The 22,892-nt window shown below is 43.1% G+C and carries 16 protein-coding genes; 3 read left to right on the forward strand and 13 right to left on the reverse strand.

The window, feature by feature from the left end; genetic code table 11:
* Nucleotides 1-443: 443 nt before the first annotated feature.
* From CK503_RS13385 to CK503_RS13405, 5 genes are all read right to left on the reverse strand, one after another.
* Nucleotides 444-1,202, reverse strand: coding sequence for an HAD-IIB family hydrolase (locus tag CK503_RS13385; RefSeq protein ID WP_095607331.1), 759 nt, complete (start codon nucleotides 1,200-1,202; stop codon nucleotides 444-446).
* Between the two features lie 44 nt (nucleotides 1,203-1,246).
* The gene (locus tag CK503_RS13390; protein ID WP_095607332.1) at nucleotides 1,247-1,600 is read right to left on the reverse strand and encodes a four helix bundle protein; all 354 of its coding nucleotides are present in this window, start codon (nucleotides 1,598-1,600) and stop codon (nucleotides 1,247-1,249) included.
* A 155-nt stretch (nucleotides 1,601-1,755) separates the two neighbouring features.
* Nucleotides 1,756-2,829 carry a VWA domain-containing protein gene (locus CK503_RS13395; RefSeq protein ID WP_095607333.1) on the reverse strand — a complete coding sequence of 358 codons (1,074 nt, stop codon included), beginning with the start codon at nucleotides 2,827-2,829 and terminating at the stop codon, nucleotides 1,756-1,758.
* Nucleotides 2,830-3,277: 448 nt separating this feature from the next.
* Nucleotides 3,278-4,603, reverse strand: coding sequence for a glycerate kinase type-2 family protein (locus CK503_RS13400; RefSeq protein WP_141239938.1), 1,326 nt, complete (start codon nucleotides 4,601-4,603; stop codon nucleotides 3,278-3,280).
* Nucleotides 4,604-5,199: 596 nt separating this feature from the next.
* Nucleotides 5,200-5,703: an archaeosortase/exosortase family protein gene (locus CK503_RS13405; protein ID WP_095607335.1), complete on the reverse strand. Its 504-nt coding sequence runs from the start codon at nucleotides 5,701-5,703 to the stop codon at nucleotides 5,200-5,202.
* Between the two features lie 708 nt (nucleotides 5,704-6,411).
* On the opposite strand from CK503_RS13405, the gene CK503_RS13410 reads away from it, so the two are divergent.
* Nucleotides 6,412-8,955, forward strand: a complete 2,544-nt coding sequence (locus tag CK503_RS13410; RefSeq protein WP_095607336.1) for an SLBB domain-containing protein — start codon at nucleotides 6,412-6,414, stop codon at nucleotides 8,953-8,955.
* Between the two features lie 1,016 nt (nucleotides 8,956-9,971).
* On the opposite strand, the gene CK503_RS13415 is transcribed toward CK503_RS13410, so the two are convergent.
* Together CK503_RS13415 and CK503_RS13420 are read right to left on the reverse strand one after the other, a co-directional pair.
* Nucleotides 9,972-11,408: a capsule assembly Wzi family protein gene (locus CK503_RS13415; RefSeq protein ID WP_141239939.1), complete on the reverse strand. Its 1,437-nt coding sequence runs from the start codon at nucleotides 11,406-11,408 to the stop codon at nucleotides 9,972-9,974.
* A gap of 785 nt (nucleotides 11,409-12,193) precedes the next feature.
* The gene (locus CK503_RS13420; RefSeq protein WP_141239940.1) at nucleotides 12,194-12,496 is read right to left on the reverse strand and encodes a hypothetical protein; all 303 of its coding nucleotides are present in this window, start codon (nucleotides 12,494-12,496) and stop codon (nucleotides 12,194-12,196) included.
* A gap of 389 nt (nucleotides 12,497-12,885) precedes the next feature.
* Here CK503_RS13420 and CK503_RS13425 point away from each other — a divergent pair, with 389 nt between their 5' ends.
* Both CK503_RS13425 and CK503_RS13430 read left to right on the forward strand, forming a co-directional pair.
* On the forward strand, nucleotides 12,886-13,443 hold the full coding sequence (locus CK503_RS13425; RefSeq protein WP_095607339.1) for a YciE/YciF ferroxidase family protein: 558 nt from the start codon (nucleotides 12,886-12,888) through the stop codon (nucleotides 13,441-13,443).
* 30 nt (nucleotides 13,444-13,473) lie between these two features.
* Nucleotides 13,474-13,719 (forward strand): hypothetical protein, encoded by a 246-nt coding sequence (locus tag CK503_RS13430; RefSeq protein WP_095607340.1) that lies wholly within the window; start codon nucleotides 13,474-13,476, stop codon nucleotides 13,717-13,719.
* A 562-nt stretch (nucleotides 13,720-14,281) separates the two neighbouring features.
* Here the strand turns inward: CK503_RS13430 and CK503_RS13435 are convergent.
* The 6 genes from CK503_RS13435 to CK503_RS13460 form a co-directional block, all read right to left on the reverse strand.
* Nucleotides 14,282-15,523 carry an MraY family glycosyltransferase gene (locus CK503_RS13435; protein WP_095607341.1) on the reverse strand — a complete coding sequence of 414 codons (1,242 nt, stop codon included), beginning with the start codon at nucleotides 15,521-15,523 and terminating at the stop codon, nucleotides 14,282-14,284.
* Nucleotides 15,524-16,012: 489 nt separating this feature from the next.
* Nucleotides 16,013-17,389 (reverse strand): nucleotide sugar dehydrogenase, encoded by a 1,377-nt coding sequence (locus CK503_RS13440; protein WP_095607342.1) that lies wholly within the window; start codon nucleotides 17,387-17,389, stop codon nucleotides 16,013-16,015.
* 724 nt (nucleotides 17,390-18,113) lie between these two features.
* Nucleotides 18,114-19,217 carry a non-hydrolyzing UDP-N-acetylglucosamine 2-epimerase gene (wecB, locus tag CK503_RS13445; RefSeq protein WP_095607343.1) on the reverse strand — a complete coding sequence of 368 codons (1,104 nt, stop codon included), beginning with the start codon at nucleotides 19,215-19,217 and terminating at the stop codon, nucleotides 18,114-18,116.
* Between the two features lie 149 nt (nucleotides 19,218-19,366).
* A complete protein-coding gene (locus CK503_RS13450; protein WP_095607344.1) occupies nucleotides 19,367-19,723 on the reverse strand; it encodes an endonuclease domain-containing protein in 357 nt (118 codons plus the stop codon).
* Nucleotides 19,724-19,732: 9 nt separating this feature from the next.
* The gene (locus tag CK503_RS13455) at nucleotides 19,733-20,944 is read right to left on the reverse strand and encodes a glycosyltransferase family 4 protein (RefSeq protein ID WP_095607345.1); all 1,212 of its coding nucleotides are present in this window, start codon (nucleotides 20,942-20,944) and stop codon (nucleotides 19,733-19,735) included.
* Between the two features lie 176 nt (nucleotides 20,945-21,120).
* Nucleotides 21,121-22,788: a heparinase II/III family protein gene (locus CK503_RS13460; RefSeq protein WP_095607346.1), complete on the reverse strand. Its 1,668-nt coding sequence runs from the start codon at nucleotides 22,786-22,788 to the stop codon at nucleotides 21,121-21,123.
* Nucleotides 22,789-22,892 lie beyond the last annotated feature (104 nt).

The raw sequence follows: 22,892 nt of genomic DNA on the forward strand, positions 1-22,892 counted from the left end.
TCTCGAGTAATCGGGAGTACAACTCCCTCTAAACTAAATATAAAACACTAATACGATACAACGCAGAGCTCCTACTACGTTAAAACTCCGTAGAACAAGCATTGTAACGAAATTGGGGCTCCCCGTTCACCGCCGTCCTCAGTCACTTAGTTACTTTGCCACTTCCTCTCCTAATTACCCATTCATCCTTCACAAGTCTATAGTTAATCATTCCTACGCGAACCTAATGGCAGGAGATCCCTCGGCTCCGCTCCCCGATGGGTCGGGACACCGCAGGATGACATTGCTTTTAATTGAACATTCAACCTTTAACTTCCGCCATTAAACACCGTCCACGGTCAACCATCATCCGTCCTCAATCATCACTTAAAACTTTCCACTTTACAACTCTGTAACTCAATCACCCCATCACTTTATCACCTAATCACTGAATTAACAAACACTCACCCTGCCGCCGCAAGCTTTTTCCGGTTTTCACGGATAACCTGCCGGTAGGCTTCTAATACAGCTTCGGTCACCTTACTGTCGAGTACCTCTGCTTCCCTCTTTACTGCTTCTGCAGCATTCTGCGGTGCAAAGGCTTTTCCTACCAATTGCAATCCCGGAATATCGCCGCTGCTGTCCCCAATATATGCTACTTCACGTGGATCAATATCCATAATATCGCAGAGCTGCTGAATTCCGGTCCGTTTATTATTTTCGGCCAGGATAATATTGATGGAAACATCCGTATTATGAACTTCAAATTTGGGATAATGTTCTTCCACGTACTCAGCTACCTGCGGATAAAGCTCCTGAATAACCTCCGTATCAAGATGTATAATACCCGCATCCATCTTCTTGGTAAATTCAATAATAATACCCTTGTACTGCGGTACTATTTCCTTGCGCAGCCATTCCTTTAATTCTCGAACCTGCTGCTCTGCTTCTTTATCAAAGGCGGGATGCAGTTGAATTTCATTGGTCTCAAGTTTATACACGCCCGCACTTTCAAATACTACATGACGATCAATACCCAGCCATTGTGCCACCGCTTCTACATATGGAAACGGACGTCCCGAGCAAATTGAAAGCGAAGGAACGGCCATATCATGCAGACTCTGCTCATTTAATCGACGAATCTGTGAAAGCAGCTCCCAGTCCGGCGATTCAAAAGGTACAGAAATACATCCGTCGAGATCGGTAATAAAGAGTTTTATCATTTTGGGGTTAAGTGATTAAGATATTAAGAAACTATGTGATTAGGTTAATTATTAGTTGTAAGATAATTTTGCAAGCCATTTAATTGGCTTGATACCTTACCTGTTAGATCTAACAGACTCGAAATGTTATGAATATAGTTTTGGCGTTTTAAAATAATTAATTGGGTCTCCAACTCACTTAATGATCCCTTTGCAATATTTACAAAGTTTGCAAACTCTGCTTTACTCTTGCGAGCCGCCCCTTCAGCCAAATTACTTGGTACCGATATAGCGGCTCGTCGCATTTGTGAAGTTAACCCAAATTTTTCCTCGGTCGGGAAACCTTTACTGATTTTGTAGATTTCATCCACCAGATCCATTGCATTCTTCCATGCTTCCAAATTATAATGTGGTCTCATAATCTCTCTTGATTTAATTTTGTATTCCTACCTCACCTATTTACTTCATCACCTAATCACCCCTTCACCACTCACCGCCGTCATCCGACATTAGTCATATCCAAACAACCCGGGCCCAGCCCTGCGGACATGCCTCCAAATTTAACATTTAACATTCAACCTTCAACACTTCCAACTTTGTTTCTGTGTTCCTTTGTTACTTTGCGACTCTCATAAATCTTAAACTCCGGAAACACCATCCCAATAAACAAAAACAACAGCCCCACTCCAGCCAGCCACTGGTATTGATTTTTAAAATCAGCATACTCCTGACTGGAAAATTCCCCCTGCTGCAGCTCATCCAGCCTTCCCAGAAAGCTGTCAATTCCCAAACTGCCACTACGGATTTCATAGTATTCACCGTTAGCCCCATCCGCAATTGAACGCAAGACACTCGACTGTAAGGTACTGGTGATAACCTCTCCTTGTTGATTCCGCTTGTACCCCATTAGGGATCCATCTTCATCATATAACGGAATGGTTCCCCCTTCCTTCGTCCCGATCCCCAACGTATAGACAGATATATTTTGCTCCAGCAGTTGGTTAAGCTCCTCATCATAACTTTCCCCGTGATTTTCTCCGTCAGATATAATCAGTAAAACTTTAGCCGCCTGCACATTTTGACTATCCTCATCCGTTGACTTAAATGCTTCGGAAGCCGTCTCCATAGCAGCGCTAAAATTCGTTGATGATGACGGCATCTGATCAGTCTCAGCTATATTCAAAAACATCCGCAAAGCAGAATAATCCAATGTCATGGGAGCCTGGAGATATGCTTCTCCGGTGAAGACCACCAACCCAACGCGATCACCGTTGAGCCGGTCGACCAGTCGCGAGACCTCATACTTGGCCTTTTCCAACCGGCTGGGTTTTACATCCTCTGTATTCATGCTGTCCGAAAGATCCAGCCCAATCAAAAGATCAACGCCCTGGCGTTTCACTTCGCGGACTTCCGTCCCAATTTTCGGTCCCGCGGCGGCAATAGTAAGCAGGGCAAGTCCAATATAAAGGCTGCCCATGCGAATGCGCTTACCCCTCGGCCAAAAGCCGCTGCGTAACCTTTCAAAAAGATCAGCCCCGAAATAGCTTTTTCGCTTTTTGTCTAGCTTCTTATTGTACCACCAGTTTGCTCCAATAAGCAACGGGATGATTAGTAATAGCCACAAAAAAATGCTGTCCTGCCAGATCATAAATAGCTGTTTGGGTTCCGATATGGATAAATCAGAATGAGGATAATTAACTGATGAAAATAAACCAAATTGTGTTTTCTCTAAAGTTATTAGGTGACTAAGAAATTAAGTGATTAAGTATATAGCTTTTCACCTAATTACCCCATCACCATTCATCACAGTCGTCCGTCACCCATCATCACTTAACACTATATAACTCTGTGCCTTTGTCACTTAGTTACTTTGTCACTGCATCACCTAATCACTTGCCAAACACACCCCGAGCAGCCACTTCGTGGCAGCCCACCCCTCTCAAGAGGGGAATCACTCAATACCCAACTTCACGGTTTTCAACATTTAACTTTCAACATTAAACCTTCAACACTCAACACCGTCCGCAGTCATCCGTCCCCCGTCATCACTTTCGACTTTACAACTCTGTCACTTAATTACTTCGTCACTGCATCACCTATCTACACAAAATCATCACCACATCCATTAAATTATTCCCGGTCGGTCCTGTTTTTAAAAGCGTATCCATTTGCTCATGAAAGTGGTGGGAATCATTATCAGACAGATAGGACTGCGGATCTATATTCTTCGCTCTTGCCTTGGCAATAGTGGTCCCATCTACGATAGCACCGGCCGCATCGGTGGGGCCATCAATACCATCCGTGCCGGCACTCAGCCAGGTAATATTTTCGTATCCCGCTATTTTTAACGCTCCCCTCAGAGCCAACTCCTGATTTCGTCCCCCCTTCCCATCGCCCGTCACCTGCACCGTACTTTCGCCCCAAAAAATAAATAAAGCAGGTTCTGCTCTTTGTGGGTTATCCTGATCGGCAGCCGGTAAAATTTTGTCCACAACGGAACGGGCCACTTCCTCAACATCTTCATTAAACGGCTCATCGGCTACCGTCACTTTCCATCCTTTTTGCGATGCAAGATCTGCTATTTTATCAGCCAGCTTAGATGCCGAGCTGATAATTTCTGATTGATGCTTCTTAATGGGAGCTTCCTCAGGCGTTACCGTTTCCACCACCTCTCCCCTGATTCCCTTCTCGATATGCGTACGGACTGATTCCGGCGCTGCTTCCCATAGATCATATTCCAACAACACATGATAAGCATCTTGGAACGAGGACCAATCTGGAATCGTAGGTCCGCTGCCAACTATGGATAACTCATCATCCGGCACATCAGAAATTACAAGATCGATAAGCGTAATGTTTGGATCCAGGTAACGGAGCAGCTGTCCGCCTTTAACCTTAGAGCAGTGTTTTCGAACGGTATTGATATCGTGAATAGTAGCTCCTGAATTGTTGAGCAACTTGTATAATCCAGCCAAATCATCAACAGAAACTCCTTCGGCCGGGAAACTTAACAGGGATGAAGTACCACCGGAAATCAGGGTTATGGTAATAGCATGAGACGGAATACTTTCCATGAAATCTACGGCACTATTCCCCGCTTCCAAACTTTGTTCATCGGGCAGCGGATGACTCCCGGCGATTACTTCATCAGCCTCACACAATCCGGCCGCTTCTTGATCACTTGTTATCACCAAACTTTTTGTGATATGATCTCCCAATATCTCGCTGGCTTGCTCATACATGGGAACGGCCGCCTTACCAACGGCAAAAAGATAGACCGGCCGATTACCTATAGAATACTGCTTATCCCCTACTTTGATCTCGTTGCCATTAATTTCGAGGACTTCTCGTATGGCGCGATGCGGAGAGCATTGTTCAAGCCCTTCCAGGAAAAGGTTTTTTAACAGCATTCTGCTACTCACAGTTGATATATTTAAATCCTCGATACATAAATAGTGACCAGTAATCTAACGATCTTGATGAAAATCCTAAATTAGTTCTTCTTCTTTTAAACAATTCTCCCCTTCTAACCTCAACTATTATGTTCAATAACATACCAGCCATAAGGGAAACTATTTATTGGCAAAAATGACATTTTCTTAAGAATTCTGAGTCATAACCTTCGATACTATGTCACTCAATCATCTAATCACCAATCCACAGTCCACCGTCGTCTGTCGTCACAAACCAGGCACAGCCCTGCGGACATGCTTCCAACTTCAACATTCACCACTTAATATTTACCATTCAACAGTTTTGAGGGAGTTGCACTCCCAAAAAGCGCTCCCTTCTTGTGGAGAGGAATTTAGGGTGGGTCATAAAAGAAAAAAATAGCATCTTAGATGCTACGCGAACCTAATGGCAGGAGATCCCTCGGCTCCGCTCGGGATGACATTGCTTTTAATTAAACCTTCAACCTGTAACATTTAACATTCAACACTCACCACTCAACATTCAAAACCATCTACAGTCGTCCGTCCCCGGTCCAACCCTGTAACTTTGTATCTCTGTCACTCAATCACCGCCTATCATCCCCGACATTCACCCAAACTATACAGAGCACAGAAATAACGCCATAAAAAACGGCTGTAGTAGAAAAATCACCCGTTACGGCAAACACTTGAGAAGACTCCGCCTGGGTTAGAGTAAAAATAAAGACGCGAATGATATTCACAAGATAGATGACGCCAATACCAATAAAGATAAAAGCAATGCGCGGAATCCATGCCCCACGATAGGCCATCACAAAGCCTACCAACAGTCCAACAGCAGAGATCCCGCTACCTCCATCCCCCAAATAAATACCGGGTAATTCCCCAATACCCATTAATCGACCAGTGGCATAAACATCGTAGTTCATCATTTCTAACAGCCCGGCCGAGACTGATACTATATTTGTAGCAACCCATTGGTCGAGACTACCATCCGGAAGCAGCCAAAGGGCATAAATAAGATACCAGAGCAGATATATCCCGGCTACTTTAAGTGCAAATATTCCTGCCTCCGATTTAAACCATTGCATATAAGCCGTCCCAGTTAGTCTTAATTTGAAAGCAATATATAAGATTCGATATAACCTTCGAAATAGATTTATCCGTTCACTTACTCTTCATCGTAGAATAAAGGTTATTATCCAAACCAGCCGTCCTCGGCCCCCCATCATCAGAACAAGACAAAACCTGCAGACCTGCCGCCAAATTCAACATTCAACACCGTCATCCGTCACAAGTCCATAGTCAATCATTCCTACGCGAACCTAACGGCAGGAGATCCCTCGACTTCGCTCCCCGAATGGGTCGGGACACAGCGGGATGACATTGCATTTAATTAAACCTTCAACCTGAAACTTTCAACCCGCCCTCGGTCATCACTTAATACTTAACACTTTACAACTCTGTGCCTTTGTCACTTTGTATCTCTGTCACTCTACACCTTTGTTACTCAGTTACTTTCTCACTTAATCACTGCATTACCTAATCACCCAATAACCATCATCCGTCTTCAGTCCACCGTCGCTTGTCTTTACAAAAACACAGATTTCTCGGCTTCGCAATGAAAACCACATTGCTCCACTCGAAATGACACATTACAAGCATCCAGTCTTACTTTGCAACTTTGTCTCTTTGTCACTCAAAAACTTACTCATCTCTTCCCAAAACAGACATTATTTTTTCGATGCATTTCTTTATATTGATCCCCTTTTAATTCAATCAAGAAACAAGAACACAGTATGCGCCTCAAAAGCCTGTTAACTATAGTATTTTTGACCGTACTCACTATGGCCGCTTCCGGTCAAAGTATCTCAGATATTGACTTTGAAAACATCAACGTCGACAACCTCTCAGAACAGAAAATTCAACAGATCAAGTCTGAAGCTGAGAGCCGAGGTCTATCTACCAGCGAAGTAGTGCAATTAGCTGTAGCACGAGGCATGCCGCAAGCCGAAGCCCAGAAACTACAGCGACGACTCCGACAGGTAAGCGGCGGCGGAGATCAAGGAAGAGGCGGAACATCGGACCGCATGCGTTTTTCTACCCCCGATACCGCCCGAGCCAGTCAATTCGACTTGTTTTTCGGAGCAGAAAGTCGACGCGATTCCCTTCAGTTTTACCAAGATATTCGATTCCTAAAATACCAGACACAGCAAGACTCGCTCGAACTTGAACGACGGAAACTGCGCAATAAAATATTTGGATTTGAGCTGTTCCGAAACTCCTCAACCTCTTTCCAGCCGGCCTTAAACATTCCCACCCCACAAGACTACCAGCTTGGGCCCGGCGACCAGCTTTTTATCGATATTTGGGGCGCTGCCGAAACAACATATCAGCCGGAAGTCACTCCCGAAGGGACCATCACCATTCCAAATATTGGTCCTATTTCGTTAAGTGGACTTACAATAGAAGAGGCCTCTGAAAAACTTCAAGAACGTCTCGGAGAAATATACTCGGGACTTAATCCCGCCGACAATGCCCAAAAAGATACCTATATGCAGGTTAGCCTGGGACAAGTACGCAGTATTAACGTCTCGGTAATAGGAGAAGTACGCCAGCCGGGTAGCTATTCCCTTCCTTCATTAGCAACCGTCTTTAATGCGCTATACTCAGCGGGTGGACCAACGGTAACCGGTAGCTTTCGTGATATACAAGTACTGCGAGGCGATTCGGTAGCCGCCACTTTTGATCTGTACGATCTTCTTATAAATAGTAATCAAACCGACAATATCCGCCTCCGATCTCAGGACATTATTAAAATAAGCCCTTATATAAACCGCGTTGAAGTTGCCGGCGAAGTAAAAAGAGAAGGAATCTATGAAACTAAACAAGGTGACCAACTTGCGGATCTAATAGAATACGCAGGTGGTTTTACCGGTGACGCCTACAGCCATCGCATCAGAATTACCGGCAATGATTCTCGTCAGCGTACTATTGACGACGTTACCAAATCTAACTTTGAGAACTACGAAATTACCAGTGGCGACAGCGTTGCCGTAGGAAAAGTGTTAGACCGATTTAAAAACCTTGTTGAAATTAAAGGCGCGGTATTCAGAGAAGGGAAATATGCCCTTACTGATACCAGCACCGTTGCCTCCCTGATTGAGCGCGCTGAGGGCCTTCGAGGCGATGCCTTTCAAAACCGGGGGCTGATATATCGCGAGCAGGAAGATTATACCCTGAAAACCATTCCCTTTGATGTGGCAGAAGTAATGTCGAATCCTGACAAGGACATTGCCCTGGAGAAAAATGATCTCATTATGATCTCCTCAATGCTGGATATGAAATTAAATTATTTTGTTGAAGTCGAAGGGCCGGTACAAAATCCGGATAAGTATAAATTTGCTGAAGATATGACGCTCGAAGACCTTATCCTGCAGGCCGGAGGTTTTAGACAGGGCGCTACCCCCAATCATGTAGAAGTAGCCCGACGAAAGACACGGGCAAATCAGGACGACTATAACACTTCACAAATTGCCCAGATCCACCGCTTTGACCTCAACGAAGATCTAAGTTTAGGTCCTGAGGCAAGTGATTTTGAACTCAATCCCTTCGACAAGGTTTACATTCGGAGCATCCCCAACTATACCGAACAGCAGAATATCGTTATCAGTGGGGAAGTCAAATACCCGGGCTCCTACTCTCTTGAATCCAAAAATGATCGTATTAGTGATATTATACAGCGTGCTGGCGGACTTACCGGAAATGCATACCCCGAAGGCGCCACCCTGTATCGAGAACTGGAAGACGGACAACTAAGCAATTCCAATGAAGATGAACCCCAGGGATTTATTGCGGCTGATACTACCGGGGCACGTATTGAACAAGACGACCAGATAACAATCTCAAAAATCGGGATCAGCTTGCCGGATATTATGAGAAATCCGGGCTCAAAATATGATCTATTTGTTCAGGAGGCCGACTCCATAGTGATTCCCAAAGAACTACAGACGGTAACGGTTGATGGCGGGGTCTTTTACCCGCGCAGTATTCGCTATCGGGAAGGCATGAACTATAAAGACTATATCGCCTCTGCCGGTGGCTTTACAAACCTGGCTCGAAAAAAAAGGTCCTATGTTATTTATGCCAACGGAGATGTTGAAAAGGTTAATTCATTCCTCTTTTTCAAAAATTATCCCGAAGTAAAACCAGGGGCAAAATTAGTCGTTCCCGAAAAGCCGGAGTCAGCCAAGCTTTCTCCGCAGGAACGAATAAGTATCTTGTCGGCCATTACCTCTACGGCGGCTCTCATCGTAACGACCATTGTGCAAGTTAATCGGTAACAAAAAGTAATTTAATAACAAATCCATTGGTATAAAGTCCCCCTTCGAAGGGGGATGAATTCGGCCCCAGCCGAAGAAAGGGGGATGTAAAGCGCTTCCCAAAATGATCTTCAGTTTTGAGGGAGTTGTACTCCCGAAAACACTCCCTGCGATGTTGTTCGAGGGTACATCCCTCTCATAACTTTAATCACCCATCCTGTCATCTCGACTAAAATCCCGAGCAATCGGGATGGAGCAGAGAGATCCTTGTTTTTGATACATACTAAAGGATAAAAACAAAGATTTCTCCACTCCGGCTTGAAACCCACAGCCTCCGGTCGAAATGACACCTTTATAAACAACTGGTCTTACTCTGCAACTTTGTTACTTTGTATCTCTGTAACACAATTACCCAAACACTGCATTCCCTAAGCCCCTATTTACCACTCCACCGTCGTCGGTCACCGGTCATTCAAATTTATGTCACCAGTATTAATCAATCCCCCTAACCCCCTTCTCCAAGGGGGAACTTAACAGGGCCAACTTTATAACTCTGTAACTTTGCAACTTAATCACTCAATCACCTAATAGCCCTTCACCATTCACCTCCGTCGTCCGTCACCGGTCCATAGTCAATCATCTCTACGCGAACCTAATGGCAGGAGATCCCTCGACTTCGCTCCCGACGGGTCGGGACACAGCGGGATGACATTGCTTTTAATTAAACCTTCAACCTGAAACCTTCAACATTGAACGCTTAACATGAAATCTTAAACCACACCCCGAGCCGCCACTTCGTAGCAGCCCACCCCTCTCGAGAGGGGATTTTACGGTGCCAACTTCACAATTTAAAATCCATCATCCAACATTAAATCCCTGCAACTCCGTCTCTTTGCAACTTTGTCACTTTGTTTCTTAGTAACTTAGTAACCTAATCACCTAATAACTATTATACCTCTTCCTGCAGGGAAAAGAGAAACTCGTGATTAAAGAGACGCATCCAATTCAACCTTCAACATTCAACACTCAAAAGCCTTCTACTTTATACTATAACGAAAACGAACCATCCCACCCAGCTGGTCCGCATACAGCGCCCCGGTATCATAGGCTAAGTCGAGGCTCAGCGACAGCTTCGGGCGGACAGGCATAGACATCTGCAGTAAAAAAGAGTATTGGTCTTTGCGATTCGTAACCCCATTAGACCGGCTCGAACAGCTTTCAGTAGCACAGTATGACCTTGCCCCATAATTTCTACTATACGTACCCGTTAAGCCATAATTAATCGACCCAATGACTCCACCCAACCCCAATTGATGAGCAATTACAATATTATTATCAACTCCTGGGTGAATGCCATCAGCAAACATTAAAGGATTCCCAATAGTACGGCCATGGGAGGTCCAACCACTCCTGTATGTACTATTGCTATAATAACTGTCTGCTCCATAAGGAGGATCCCCACGATGCACCTGGGAACTCTGACGCTTGGTATATAAGTGATTCCAGGAAAAACTATTTATGTACTCAAATTCTTTATCCCAGGAAATGGATACCCCCCAGAGCCCATCCCATGCATTGCGGAATTTGGCCCCGGCCCCCGTTTCCAAGAAAAATTGGCGGTGGATGACTCCGCTATAACCCCGATAATCATACGCAATTCCAAAATCATAAATACCAATGGAACTGCCCACAGCCTCTCCGATTGCCGAAGGTTCCGCATTTTCCGCATCACTTTCCTGAGCGGTAAACACATTCCAAAAGTCACTCAATCCATCCGGTAAGTTACCGTACTCCGGGTGCGTCCCCGCCCAGAGTGTACTTTGAACAATTCCACCATAAAGTTGCAGAGGATAGGTATCAGGAAGTGCCTTTAAATAGAAATATTTCTGGTGCAACCACGGGTCTTCAATATATCTTCCATTTTCCATCCAGCCGTGAGCAAAATAGCCCTTAAAACTCAGCCAGCTGTCCGTACCCGGGATGCCCACAAAATCAGGCGTATAAAGACGTACCTTGGGAATGGGCGATGCATTTCTGCTTTGTATCATGGAGCCGGACGTTAGGCTGCTGTCAGTAATCCCTATTTGCTCTTTTTGGCGTCCTGCAACAAACCGAAATATTTTCCAATCGACCTGCAGGTATCCTGCATTAAAGAATACACTGCTTTGTTCTGACCATCGACCTACCAGCTCGGCCCCTGCTTTCAACTTCACTGGTCCAGCGGTCCCAAGATCAGCCCGGGGAGCCAGCCTCATAAAACCATTGGCGCTTCTGCGATCGATCATACCCCACCGGTTGCTGTGCAACCAAAAGGGCAACTCCCCTTCTTGGCTGATGGCCGTTCCAAATTCCATCTCCATATCAAAGTCAGGAACAGCTTCCTCTTCCTGATTCTGTCCCAACGCAAGAGACTGCAACCCTATTAAAAAAGTAATTCCAACAACTCCGAAACGCAGTATTCTTGATAAACTCACTAATCAAAATTTTGACCATTAAAATTGATCGGGAATATAGCGATTTCGACAGGCAGTGCCCAAATTTGTGGAATAGTTTTTAAGGGATTAGGTAATGAGGTTGAAAAGTGACAGAGTAATTTATTTCCCGTTGTTTTGCACAACAGAATTTTTGCAAGTGAACATAGGTTTTGAGATATCTCGGTCAACCGTCCGTTTTGCCCCTTTATTACTCTGTAACTTTGTTTCTTTGTCACTCAGTAACTTAGTCGCCTATCACCGCTCTCGCCCCATCCCTCACCACTACGCCATATAAACCATGGCTTTGTAGCACAAGCTTGATCTCCCTTCCCTACAAGCAGGGAAAGGAGAAACTCCTTATTAGAGTTTCGTAGTTGAACCAAACATTAAACATCCAACTTTTCCATGGTCAACAGTCATCACTTCACACTTAAAACTTAACCCTTTATAACTCTGTGCCTTTGTCACTTAGTCACTCAATCACCTAATTATCCCTTCACCATTCACCACAGTCGTCCGTCACCCGTCATCACTTAACACTTAAAACTTTCCACTTTACAACTCTGTAACTTTGTATCTCTGTCACTCAAAAACTTCCTCACCTCATCACTCAATCACTTATTCACAGACAAGTCACTTAAATATATTCGGAAACAAATACTGACGGACTCAAAACCTTCATATTCTCAACACTATCCACAGTCATTCGTCAACAGTCTTTTCTAAACACTTAGCAACTCCATCACTTTAAGTTCCTTTTGCAACAAGTTATAAGAAGAAACCCCCTACTTTTTACGAACAATCTTCGCTCCTCGATCAATATCTCCCTTAATATCCTCAACATGATGAAGATGAAAAACATTAGCCAAAAACAGTATAGCCAGTGTACCCATAAAGGCGAATAACAAAACACCACTAATTTCGACATATAATCCACATATGCCAACAACCGGTGCTCCGATCAATCCCCAGACCACATTGCTCCTCACCGTTATGCCTTCATCTCCAATAATATATCCAATGACCCATCCTTCTGTTGCCCCCAACACCAAAAGCCAAAATATCGTCGTTGCCGTTAATGTTTCCATATTGATCATAGTTTGTTTGCTGTATATAGCAAATTTATCAACCTTATCACTACCTTGCTGTAGTACAATCCCTATTTCGCTTATACCTTCAAGAACACTTCACACAACCTTTCATAGATTGTCTGTGCATCCCTTTGCAACTTTTTAAGAACACAGCAATGCCATCCTGAGCATATCAAAACCGATTTCACCTTTTGCAAACCTTCTAACAAATTATTCTCAGTTCAAATCTCCCTTACAACATCAATCAAGTTTCCCCTACAAAACACCCACCCTACAAACTCTGTGTTCAGTGATTGAAAAATTCCTATCGTATCAAGTAAATTCACTAAAAACGATCTATAACCGGAATTACATTTCCTTTTTCATAATCATATCTCAAATACATTATGGCAACTCAAAATAAACAGGATATTTTTGACCTCTACGATTTGATGCTAGAACAACTGCGTGATCTCTTTTACGGGGAATTGCAACAGATAACTTTTCTGGAAAGACAGTCAGAAATAGCAGAATCTTTTGAACTCAATGAACTTCTGACTTTTCATCTCAGGGAAACCAAGCACCATGCTCAACGAATTAAAGAAGTCTTTCAAATACTCAATGAAGATCCCAAAGGTGAAAATTGCGACGGTATTAAAGGACTCATCAAAGAATCACAAAAATTGGTAACGCGATGTGTGAATGAGGAAGTACGTGACGCTGCTCTTATAACGGCGATTCAACACATCAATCATTATGAGATGGCAGGCTATGGAACTGCTATTGCCTATGCTAAAACTCTCGAACGACATGAAATTGCTGAACTACTGCTGGATACCTTGCGTGAGGAAAAACGCGCTGATATGGGGCTAAGTGATCTGGCAAACAATCAAATTAATCCCGATGGCAAATGGTCAGCTATTGTGAATAAAGTACTTGTCCCGACCCCGACCAAAGACAAGTAACTTATATTAAAGCTATATTTTTTTTTGATTATGAAACATTCATTAACGCGGAACTTAAAAATAAAAATCAACTCAAGATCTCTTTCACCTGCTGACATTAATAGTTTGGAACAGTGGGAAAATGAGGGTGGGATGACCAACTCCCAAGTTATGTTCTTAGCATCTTTAAGTCCTCTAAGAAAGGGAGAAATATTTGAAGTTACAGGTGGTGATATCCATTTTGAAAATGGTCAACTTTATTATGAGGCCGAAATTAATATTCTCGCACTCCCGTAGGCAGTTCTCATATTGGTACCAACATCACCCCAAACATAGATTTCTCACTTCCTTCGGAATGACCTCGATTGGTGCATGGAAGTATTGAAAACTGGCGTCATCTCGTCTGTAATCTACAGGCAGGGAAAAGAGAAACTCCTTGTTAGAATTTCGTAGTTGAACCAAGCATTCAACATTTCCAACTCTGCAACTTTGCTTCTTTGTCACTTTGTAGCTTAGTAACTGAATCACCTAATCACCCCATTACCTTCCCCCGTCTCCGGTCAACTGTCACCCGTCATTGCAAAACACAGATTTCTCTCTCCACTATGTTCCGTTCGAAATGACAGTTTAGAATTTTATCCAACCTCCAAATTCAACCTTCAACACTTCCCAACTCTGTAACTTTGTCTCTTTGTCACTCAAAAACTCCCTCACCTCATTACCTCCTCACCATTCACCACCGTCCACAGTCATCCGTCCCCCCGTCAGCAGCTCCGCTGCCTCCAACAAAAAAGGCCTCCCCTCTCGGAAAGACCTTGAAAGTCTAAATACTCAAATCTCACTACTCAATACTAAAAAATCACACCGCTACACTCTCAGATTCTTCCTCATACGCTTCTTTCCCATTTGTCACAAGCTCTAAAGAATCATCACTGATACCTCCATTTAAGGACTCCAGCTTTTCGGGATTAAATTCGATCCCCCACTTTCTCTTTTGGTAAGCCTGCCAATCATAGCCAAACAACCAAGACGTTAGTTTTCTTTTAAACCCATTAGTAGGGAACACTACGAGACTTGTCAGTATTACCGTGCCTAATAATATATTTACATTGATATTAAGAAGTGCCAAAGATCCAATAATTGCTACCAACAACAAACTTTGACCATAGAGCAGCAGTGAAGCATGACTATGTGAAAGCCCCATTCGCAGTAGCTCGTGATGGACATGATCCTGACCCGGTTGAAATATAGAATTACTCCGACGCATTCGTTTAACCACTACACGCAACGTGTCAAAGAGTGGAAATCCTAATATCGCTACCGGTAGAATGGCCGATGCATTACCAAAAACAGAAGCAAATAACGGATCACCGCTTAATGCCACAAACTCTATGGTTTGCACCGCCAGTAAAAATCCCAATAGCATAGACCCCGTATCTCCCATAAATATGGAAGCAGGACTAAAGTTATAATACAGAAATCCTAACAGCGCACCAACCAGGCAAAACGAAAACATCGCCATGGGCAGTTGTCCCACATAAAGAAAACCGGCACCAAATATTACGGAGGCAATGACTCCAATTCCTCCTGCCAACCCATCAATACCATCAATCAAATTGATCGCATTAATAAGAACGATCACCGTAAAAAATGTTATCGGCACCGCCACCCAGAAAGGAATTTCGGCCAGCCCAAAAACGCCGTAGAAATTATCAATGACCATATCGCTCCCAAAGATAATCAATCCTGCAGCCGTTAATTGTGCCACAAGCTTCTTGGAAGCAGACAGGACCACCAAGTCATCTTTCAGACCTACAAAGAATAGAATAAGGACAGCAGCAGCCAAGTACGAATAGCCTCCCAGGCTATTGGCCCACGGGCTTACGGAAAAACTGACTAAAAAAGCTGCACATATAGCAATGCCACCCAAGGTTGGTACCGCCTCGGAGTGTAATTTGCGATGATCATCCGGATGGTCAAACAAATGCTGCTTTTCGGCCACCCTCTTAATTATTGGTATAGCAAAATAGGAGATCACACAGGAAAGAATAAAGATAACACCTAATGTCATCCCGCCATCTGGCAGTAACGTTTGTTCCATATACTATTTTTTTAAATGTGAAACGTCTCTACTTGTTAAATTTGAATGTAATAATAACACTTTTGAAGCTGTAATACAATTTCATGTTAGAATTCTTTAATAAAAAGCAAGCATTAATCATAACCATTTAAACAGTATTATAGCTGAATGTTCCGAACTTAGAAAAGAAATAGAGGAAACTGCAAGAGCTTTTGGGTATATAGCGCATGATAGATTCCTCCACACTACAACTTTGTCACTTTATTTCTCAGTTACTCCATCCCCCTGGAATACCACCATTATGACCCTCGGAAGATCAGAGGATTCTACAATACAGTAACTTAACCACCTAATAACCCAATAACCAATTTAATGGTCATCCGACGTTAGTCATCGGTCCTCCATCCACCGTCAGCTTTGCAACTCTGTCCCTATGTTACTCTGTAACTTAGTTACTTTGTCACTTAATCACCGCCCTTCCCGTCATCCGTCGGCACACAGTGCCACAAACTACGCCTTCCAAAAATGAATATCATTATCCGGCTCAATACCTTTCAATGCATTTCTGCTGTCAATAATACAATCCGACCATTCAGCAAGCTCCTCATAATCTATCACAGAGTGATCGGTAGAAATAACCACCGCATCATACCCTGACACTACCTCTTTATTCCAGGATATACTTTTGGTCCCGGTCCATTCGTCATGTTCCCGGGTAGGCTTAATCTCTGGAATATGCGGATCATAGTAAGACACTTCAGCCCCGTATTCTTTGAGCAGATCCATAATCTTAAAGGTCGGTGATTCGCGCATATCATCTACGTCCGGCTTATAGGCCAGCCCGATAACAAGAATATCACTACCATTCATCGGCTTTTTATGCGCATTGAGTGCTTTTAAGGTCTGATCAATCACATACTGGGGCATGGATGTATTAATTTCACCGGCCAGCTCGATAAATCGCGTGTTCTGCTCATATTCCCGCGCTTTCCAGGTCAGATAGAAAGGATCAATGGGAATACAATGGCCGCCCAAACCCGGGCCGGGAACAAATTTCATAAAGCCAAAAGGTTTGGTATCAGCGGCGTCCAGCACTTCATGGACATCAATATCCATGTCACTGAATACCACCTTCAGCTCATTCACCAAGGCAATATTTACCGCCCGAAACACATTTTCCGTAATCTTCACCGCCTCGGCTGTTTTGGTGTCAGACACGGGTACCGTCCGGACAATGGAGGTATCATACAAGGCACAAGCCAGTTCGATACCTTCCTTGGCATGCCCGCCAACCACTTTGGGAATACTGCCGGTATCAAAATTGATATTACCCGGATCTTCGCGCTCGGGGCTGTAGGCTACGTAAAAATCTTCTCCTGCCGTAAGACCTGACTTCGATTCCAAAATAGGAATAACCAACTCTTCGGTAGTACCGGGATAGGTGGTGGACTCCAAAATCACCAATTGTCCCTCACGGAGATGTTCTCCTACTGTCATGCACGTTTTTTCTACATACTGCATATCGGGCTCGCGGTGATAATCCAGCGGAGTAGGCACACAAAGCAGCAGGGCATCGGCTTCCGAAATGCGGCTGAAATCCGTGGTCGCATCGCACTTTTTACTATCGGCAAGCTTCTGCATCATCTCTTTGCCCAAGTGCTTGATGTACGGCCGTCCCTCTTTCAGACAATTAATCTTTTCTTTGTCGATATCGAATCCCAGCACCGGCATATCATTGCTGTGGAAGGTCCACATCAAGGGCAACCCCACATAGCCGAGCCCAACTATACCTACCGTATAATTTCTTTGTTTGATCTTGTCAAGTAGCTTCTGCAGGCGATCTGTCTTTTTTTCTTCTTGAATGATATTTGCTGAATCGGTACTCATTTATAATTGCTTTATTAAATTTGATGCTGAAGATAGGCAAGTTTAGAGAAAGTGTACATCAAAGATCAAAAAATATTTTTTCTGCTTTTTGTGGGATTGTCCAGTTTTTGCAATCAATAATAGAAGTACATCTTTTCTCTTGACATAACCATGTATATTCATTTTTTGTGACTAAAGGTTTGTGGCGTTCATTTTGGCTTGATCCAAAATGAACCAAAAAATCAAGACTTAGAATTGTGAAACCTACTCCGGCCTGCAGGATTCATGTATTTTAATGGTCCTTCAAAGGAATTAACTATTTCATTGTTACTGACCGGTATAAAATACATACCCGCATCCCTTGTCTTCCGCTCACAATTCTTAGGCCTGTCCCCCCGCCATAATGTAATTGCTGGTGGGAAACCGAGGGCGTAGAGGATAATTTCGTACTGGTTCTTTACGTAGAAGTAAGCAATTTAATGTAACAGACCATTGAAATTATCCAGCCTGAGGTTTGGAACGTTTTCGCAATTCTAAGGCGGTCACTTTTTTAGTTCTTTTTTCGTGACTGAAAAAATGAACTGCACAACTGTATCATGAAAAAGTTACATCACCACCTATATTGACAAAAAAAATAATCAACAATTATTTAAAAATGGATAGATACTGAAACAAGTTCAGGATGACATGATCGTTACAACTTTGCAACTCTGTCCCTGTGTTACTCTGTTACTTAGTCACTCAATCACTTAGTCACTTCAAGAATAGCCTTGACAATACGTTTCGCTGTATTCCCATCCCAATACAGCGGTTTCGGAAGATCAGCATTCCCAGCTACGCCATTTTGCAAATGTTTCTCAATATGATCCAAAATCACCTCCGGATCGGTACCTACCAGCGTATTCGTGCCCTCCGAAATAGTAATAGGACGCTCGGTATTTTCGCGGGCGGTGAGGCAGGGCACACCCAGCGCCGTTGTCTCTTCCTGGATGCCACCGGAATCGGTTAATACCAGCCGGGCATTATTCATTAGGCAGACGTTATCCAGGTATCCCACCGGCTCTAATAGGTGTAAGTTTTCAACAGACTGCAACCGTTCCCAAAGACCAAACTTCTCGGCATTGTTTTTTGAGCGCGGGTGCACGGGCCAGACCATCGGCAGCTCTTGCGAAGTTTCTTCCAAGATTTTTACAAAATTGCTTAATGTTTCTTCCTGATCTACATTTGAAGGTCGGTGCAAGGTAACAAGCACATATCCTTTCTCTTTAATACCTAAATCTGATAAAATAGTTGACTCATCCGAACGCTTTCGCATATTGAAAAGCGTGTCGATCATGATGTTACCCACAAAGCGGATCTTCTCCTCCGCAATACCTTCTTTGATCAGATTCATATTGCCGTCGATAGAGGGCGTAAGCAAAAGATCGGCAATACTATCGGTAAGCACGCGGTTGATCTCCTCAGGCATATCGCGGTCATAGCTTCGCAAACCAGCTTCAACATGGGCAACCTTGATACCCATTTTATTGGCTACTATCGTACAGGCCATAGTCGGGTTTACATCACCCACTACCACCACCCAATCAGGCTGCTCTTTCTGCAATACTTTTTCGAACTCCACCATTACCTTAGCCGTTTGCTCTGCATGAGTACCGCTGCCCACTCCCAAATGGAAATCGGGTTTGGGAATGCCCAGCTCGTCAAAAAAGATCTTGGACATCTCATAATCGTAATGCTGACCGGTATGCAGCAGCTTTGCTTCGATCTCTTGATGTTTTTTGTACTCCTCTAACAGTGGCGCCACTTTCATAAAGTTCGGACGCGCACTAGCCACATTTATAATTTTCATTATAACCTACTATAATTATCTGATTAATAATTTTAATTTCTGATTCTCAATCTCCCTATATCCCTCTTCTCCAAGAGGGACTTTAAGATACCTCAATGTATTAAAGAGTTCCTCTTTAGAAAAGGAGGACAGGAGGATTGATGATAATGTCATTTTGGTAAATGATTTTCCAAAACCCGAATAGCATTGTCCAGGTCATTGTATACTTCTTTTTCTGAAAATCTAACGGTAGTATATCCCAACTCTTTTAATCGCTTATCCCGTGATTTATCCCCTTCATGTTTAAAATTATGGGAATAACCGTCTACTTCGACAATCAATTTTAACTTTCGAGAAATAAAATCCACGATGTAATTATCAATGCAAAACTGACGATTAAACTGATAGCCATGGAATTTTTTAGCACGAAACACTTTATCCCAGAGAATCACCTCGCCTCTTGTGCCATCTTTTCGAAGGTTTCTGGCTAAATCTTTATGTTTTTTATTGTAGTGTGACTTGTTCATAGCATTTAATCATACTAATTCTTCCAAGGCATCCAACATCTTTCGGGCTAATATTTTACGATCATAAGCTTTTGCCAACTTTGCCCCATTCCTCGAAATTCTTTTATATAATTCTTTATCTCGCTTAAGTAAACCAAGCTTTTCTAAAAGATCATCCTTATTCTCCGGTTCAAAACAGATACCCGCTTCATATTCTTCAACGATTTCCTGAGCTTGCCCCTCTACTCCCAATAAAATTGGCAACTCCATTGAAGCCGCCTCAAATATTTTGGAAGGGATGACCGTCTTAAAGGTATCCGACTTTTTAAGAGGAACTAAAGAAACATCAACCGCATCAAGGTAATCGGGAACCTTTTCTTTTGGAATAGGATCTACAAAAGTTACATTTTTGAGTTGCTCTTCCTCAGCTATTTTCAATAGACTCTCTTTTTCTGATCCATCTCCAATGAAAAGAAAGTGGATATCCAAATCTTCAATTTGACCGGCACATTCTAAAATAAAGTCTAAATTGTGAGCCATCCCGTGGGTACCCACATAGCCCACGACAAATTTATTTTTGAGTCCTAACTCCTCACGAATACCACGACCGTCACTCGCTTCAACATCAAAAAGCTCTAAATTAGAACCATTGGGTATAACCAATTGTTTACCTGGACTTATACCCCGGTCACTCAAATTCTTTTTAAAAGCATCCGTGACAGGAATAACCTTGTCGGCACTGCGATATAAAAAAAGCTCAATACTTTCCAGACTATCATAAATAAACCCCTCTTTTAGGGCACCAACCGTTTTGATCGACTCAGGCCATAAATCACGCACCTCGAAAACCCAGGGCTTCCGTTTAAATTTTGATAACGCCCAGCCACTCCATGTCGTAAAGAATTGTGGAGAAGTAGCAATAATGATATCTGGCTTCTGGGATAAACCCGACCAAAATGAAGTTACCGCGAAGCTAAAATAATCCAGCGTGCGCTTTATAAACCCCTCATTGGATGTGATATAGCTCCATACCCGAATTACTTCAATACCGTCCACCTCTTCTTTCTGATGCCACTTATTCTGGTACCCCTCATACACCTCTCCCTGAGGAAAGTTCGGTGCACAGGTGATAACAGTTACCTCGTGACCTTCATCAACCCATTCCCTACAATGTTCATAAGTACGCGTTGCCGGGGCATTTACCTCCGGCGGAAAATTGTCAGTGATGAATAATATGTTCATAATGTTTTTAACACAGGGCACTCAGAGGAAACACAGAGTATTTGACCCCATCTTATTCTTCCCCTATAAATAGGGGAAGAGACTCGCTAATCTATTCATAACTTTAATCAACGAGTTTCCCTCCCTATCATAGGGAGGGATCAAGGGTGGGTCAACCATAAAGATGCTAATCTTTTTTATAACATCTCGTCCTCTATATTCAATGAAATTCTCGATTCTAATTCGCTGACAAACTGCACTTCAATTTTGGGGGCCTTAATATACTGATTATAACCGTTGGGACAATCATAGCTATACTTTTTTATCTTATCAGCCGATTCGAACTCTATATCAATTACCCCGACTTTTATACAATTATCCTCAACCGACAGCTCACCTAAAAGTGAAGGATGAAAATGCACATAAAACCTACCCGCGGCACCCTCTTTTCCAACCAAGCGATCCTTAATACAAATATAACCTTCCTCCACCACCCATTTCCGTTCGTGAGTAATTCTCCAAGGCCGGTATCCATCGTGCGCAGCAATCAATTCCTTATCATTCTCAGCCTTAACCTCAACTCTTGCCCGACGCCCCACCCGAAAACCACTCCAGACTTCCGACTGCTCCTTGTCCCTGTACTGAACCGTATTATGAAAAGCCGTTGACCGCTCCTGCTGTCTACGAGCACTATTTTCATAGGTCGATATACCCGGATCGATAATAACCGGCTTGCCATCCATATATAAGACAAAAGAAAACGTATCGCTGTGGGCATGACCCGGCTGGTAATCAGGCCCAACTTCCCCAACATCACAAATTAGATTAAAACGCTCTGTACTAAATTTCCGATATCCACTTTCTGATAGCTGTACGGACCTAGCTTTTACCTCTAATCGTTCGGCATAAACAAATAGTTCTTCGGGGCTTGGAGCAACGTCTTTCGCCCCATCATTGAATAAAGGCGGTTCTTTGATGGAAGACGGAGGACCGTTGACGAATAATTCTTCGCCGTCTTCTGTCCCCGGTCTGCAGTCAATTGTCATCTTATCAAGCCATCCCAGCATTAACCTAATTTTAGTTGCCAATTTTTCTTTCAGCCCGTCACTTTTCTTCAAACTATTACTTTCCATCAAATTATAACAATCCATCAACCGCTCTAACAGAATACAATGATACATCGTCGAACGCTCAAAATGTCCGCCGTCATCCAATATCTGTTCTTCGAGTTGATTACCTAAAATCTGCTCTGCTTTTTCATATAGTTCTTTATCCTGAAAGTAACAAGCCCCAAACAACAAGCTGCATCCATTTTCCAACAGGTGATTACCCAACAAATGGTATTCCAGGTTGTCCAGCAGAATTTGATATTGGCCATACAGGCTCGCATCTATTTCTTTTTCTTTAATATTATGCTCACTCAAAAACACGATCCAGTTGATACCACGTAAGGAGATGGGATAAGGTTCAAGCCCCTCTCGATTACTTTCAATTTGATCTATAAATTCCCTAATCAGCTTTAATCCTTCTTCTTTTGTAAGATCAGGCTGACGAAGGTATTCAAAGTAGTTGAGGTTATACGCCCAAAGTTTTCCGTACTTGCTAACGTTCCAGTCAATAGTTTCTTCGAAAGTGTGTGGTTGGTTTAGAAAGGTAAAAGCTTTTGATGACGGACGACAGATGACGGACGACGGACAACCTTCAATTAGATTTAAGCTGTTACCTTCTTTGGGGATGGAAAGTGGATAGGTGTGGCCGGTGAGGTTGCGGAATTTATCGCGGAATATATACCACAGGCGGTACCGAATCTGGATCGGTTTGAGATGCTTAATCGTCCTGTAATAAAGTCCTACCTTTTTGAACATACATATAAAATAAAAGCAGTGTCATTCCGAGCGACAGTCAAGGAATCTCCTATTAATTATTCGCGTAGTATCTTAGGAATAACTACTCAACCACTTACAAACAT

Source organism: Fodinibius salipaludis (assembly GCF_002287075.1).
Lineage (GTDB): Bacteria > Bacteroidota > Rhodothermia > Balneolales > Balneolaceae > Fodinibius > Fodinibius salipaludis.

Excerpts from the sequence above, each read along its gene's own strand:
- CK503_RS13385 (WP_095607331.1), bottom strand. The coding sequence starts at position 1,202 with ATGATAAAACTCTTTATTACCGATCTCGACGGATGTATTTCTGTACCT.
- CK503_RS13390 (WP_095607332.1), bottom strand. The coding sequence starts at position 1,600 with ATGAGACCACATTATAATTTGGAAGCATGGAAGAATGCAATGGATCTG.
- CK503_RS13395 (WP_095607333.1), bottom strand. The coding sequence starts at position 2,829 with ATGATCTGGCAGGACAGCATTTTTTTGTGGCTATTACTAATCATCCCG.
- CK503_RS13405 (WP_095607335.1), bottom strand. The coding sequence starts at position 5,703 with ATGCAATGGTTTAAATCGGAGGCAGGAATATTTGCACTTAAAGTAGCC.
- CK503_RS13410 (WP_095607336.1), top strand. The coding sequence starts at position 6,412 with ATGCGCCTCAAAAGCCTGTTAACTATAGTATTTTTGACCGTACTCACT.
- CK503_RS13420 (WP_141239940.1), bottom strand. The coding sequence starts at position 12,496 with ATGGAAACATTAACGGCAACGACGATATTTTGGCTTTTGGTGTTGGGG.
- CK503_RS13425 (WP_095607339.1), top strand. The coding sequence starts at position 12,886 with ATGGCAACTCAAAATAAACAGGATATTTTTGACCTCTACGATTTGATG.
- CK503_RS13430 (WP_095607340.1), top strand. The coding sequence starts at position 13,474 with ATGAAACATTCATTAACGCGGAACTTAAAAATAAAAATCAACTCAAGA.
- CK503_RS13435 (WP_095607341.1), bottom strand. The coding sequence starts at position 15,523 with ATGGAACAAACGTTACTGCCAGATGGCGGGATGACATTAGGTGTTATC.
- CK503_RS13440 (WP_095607342.1), bottom strand. The coding sequence starts at position 17,389 with ATGAGTACCGATTCAGCAAATATCATTCAAGAAGAAAAAAAGACAGAT.
- wecB (WP_095607343.1), bottom strand. The coding sequence starts at position 19,217 with ATGAAAATTATAAATGTGGCTAGTGCGCGTCCGAACTTTATGAAAGTG.
- CK503_RS13450 (WP_095607344.1), bottom strand. The coding sequence starts at position 19,723 with ATGAACAAGTCACACTACAATAAAAAACATAAAGATTTAGCCAGAAAC.
- CK503_RS13455 (WP_095607345.1), bottom strand. The coding sequence starts at position 20,944 with ATGAACATATTATTCATCACTGACAATTTTCCGCCGGAGGTAAATGCC.
- CK503_RS13460 (WP_095607346.1), bottom strand. The coding sequence starts at position 22,788 with ATGTTCAAAAAGGTAGGACTTTATTACAGGACGATTAAGCATCTCAAA.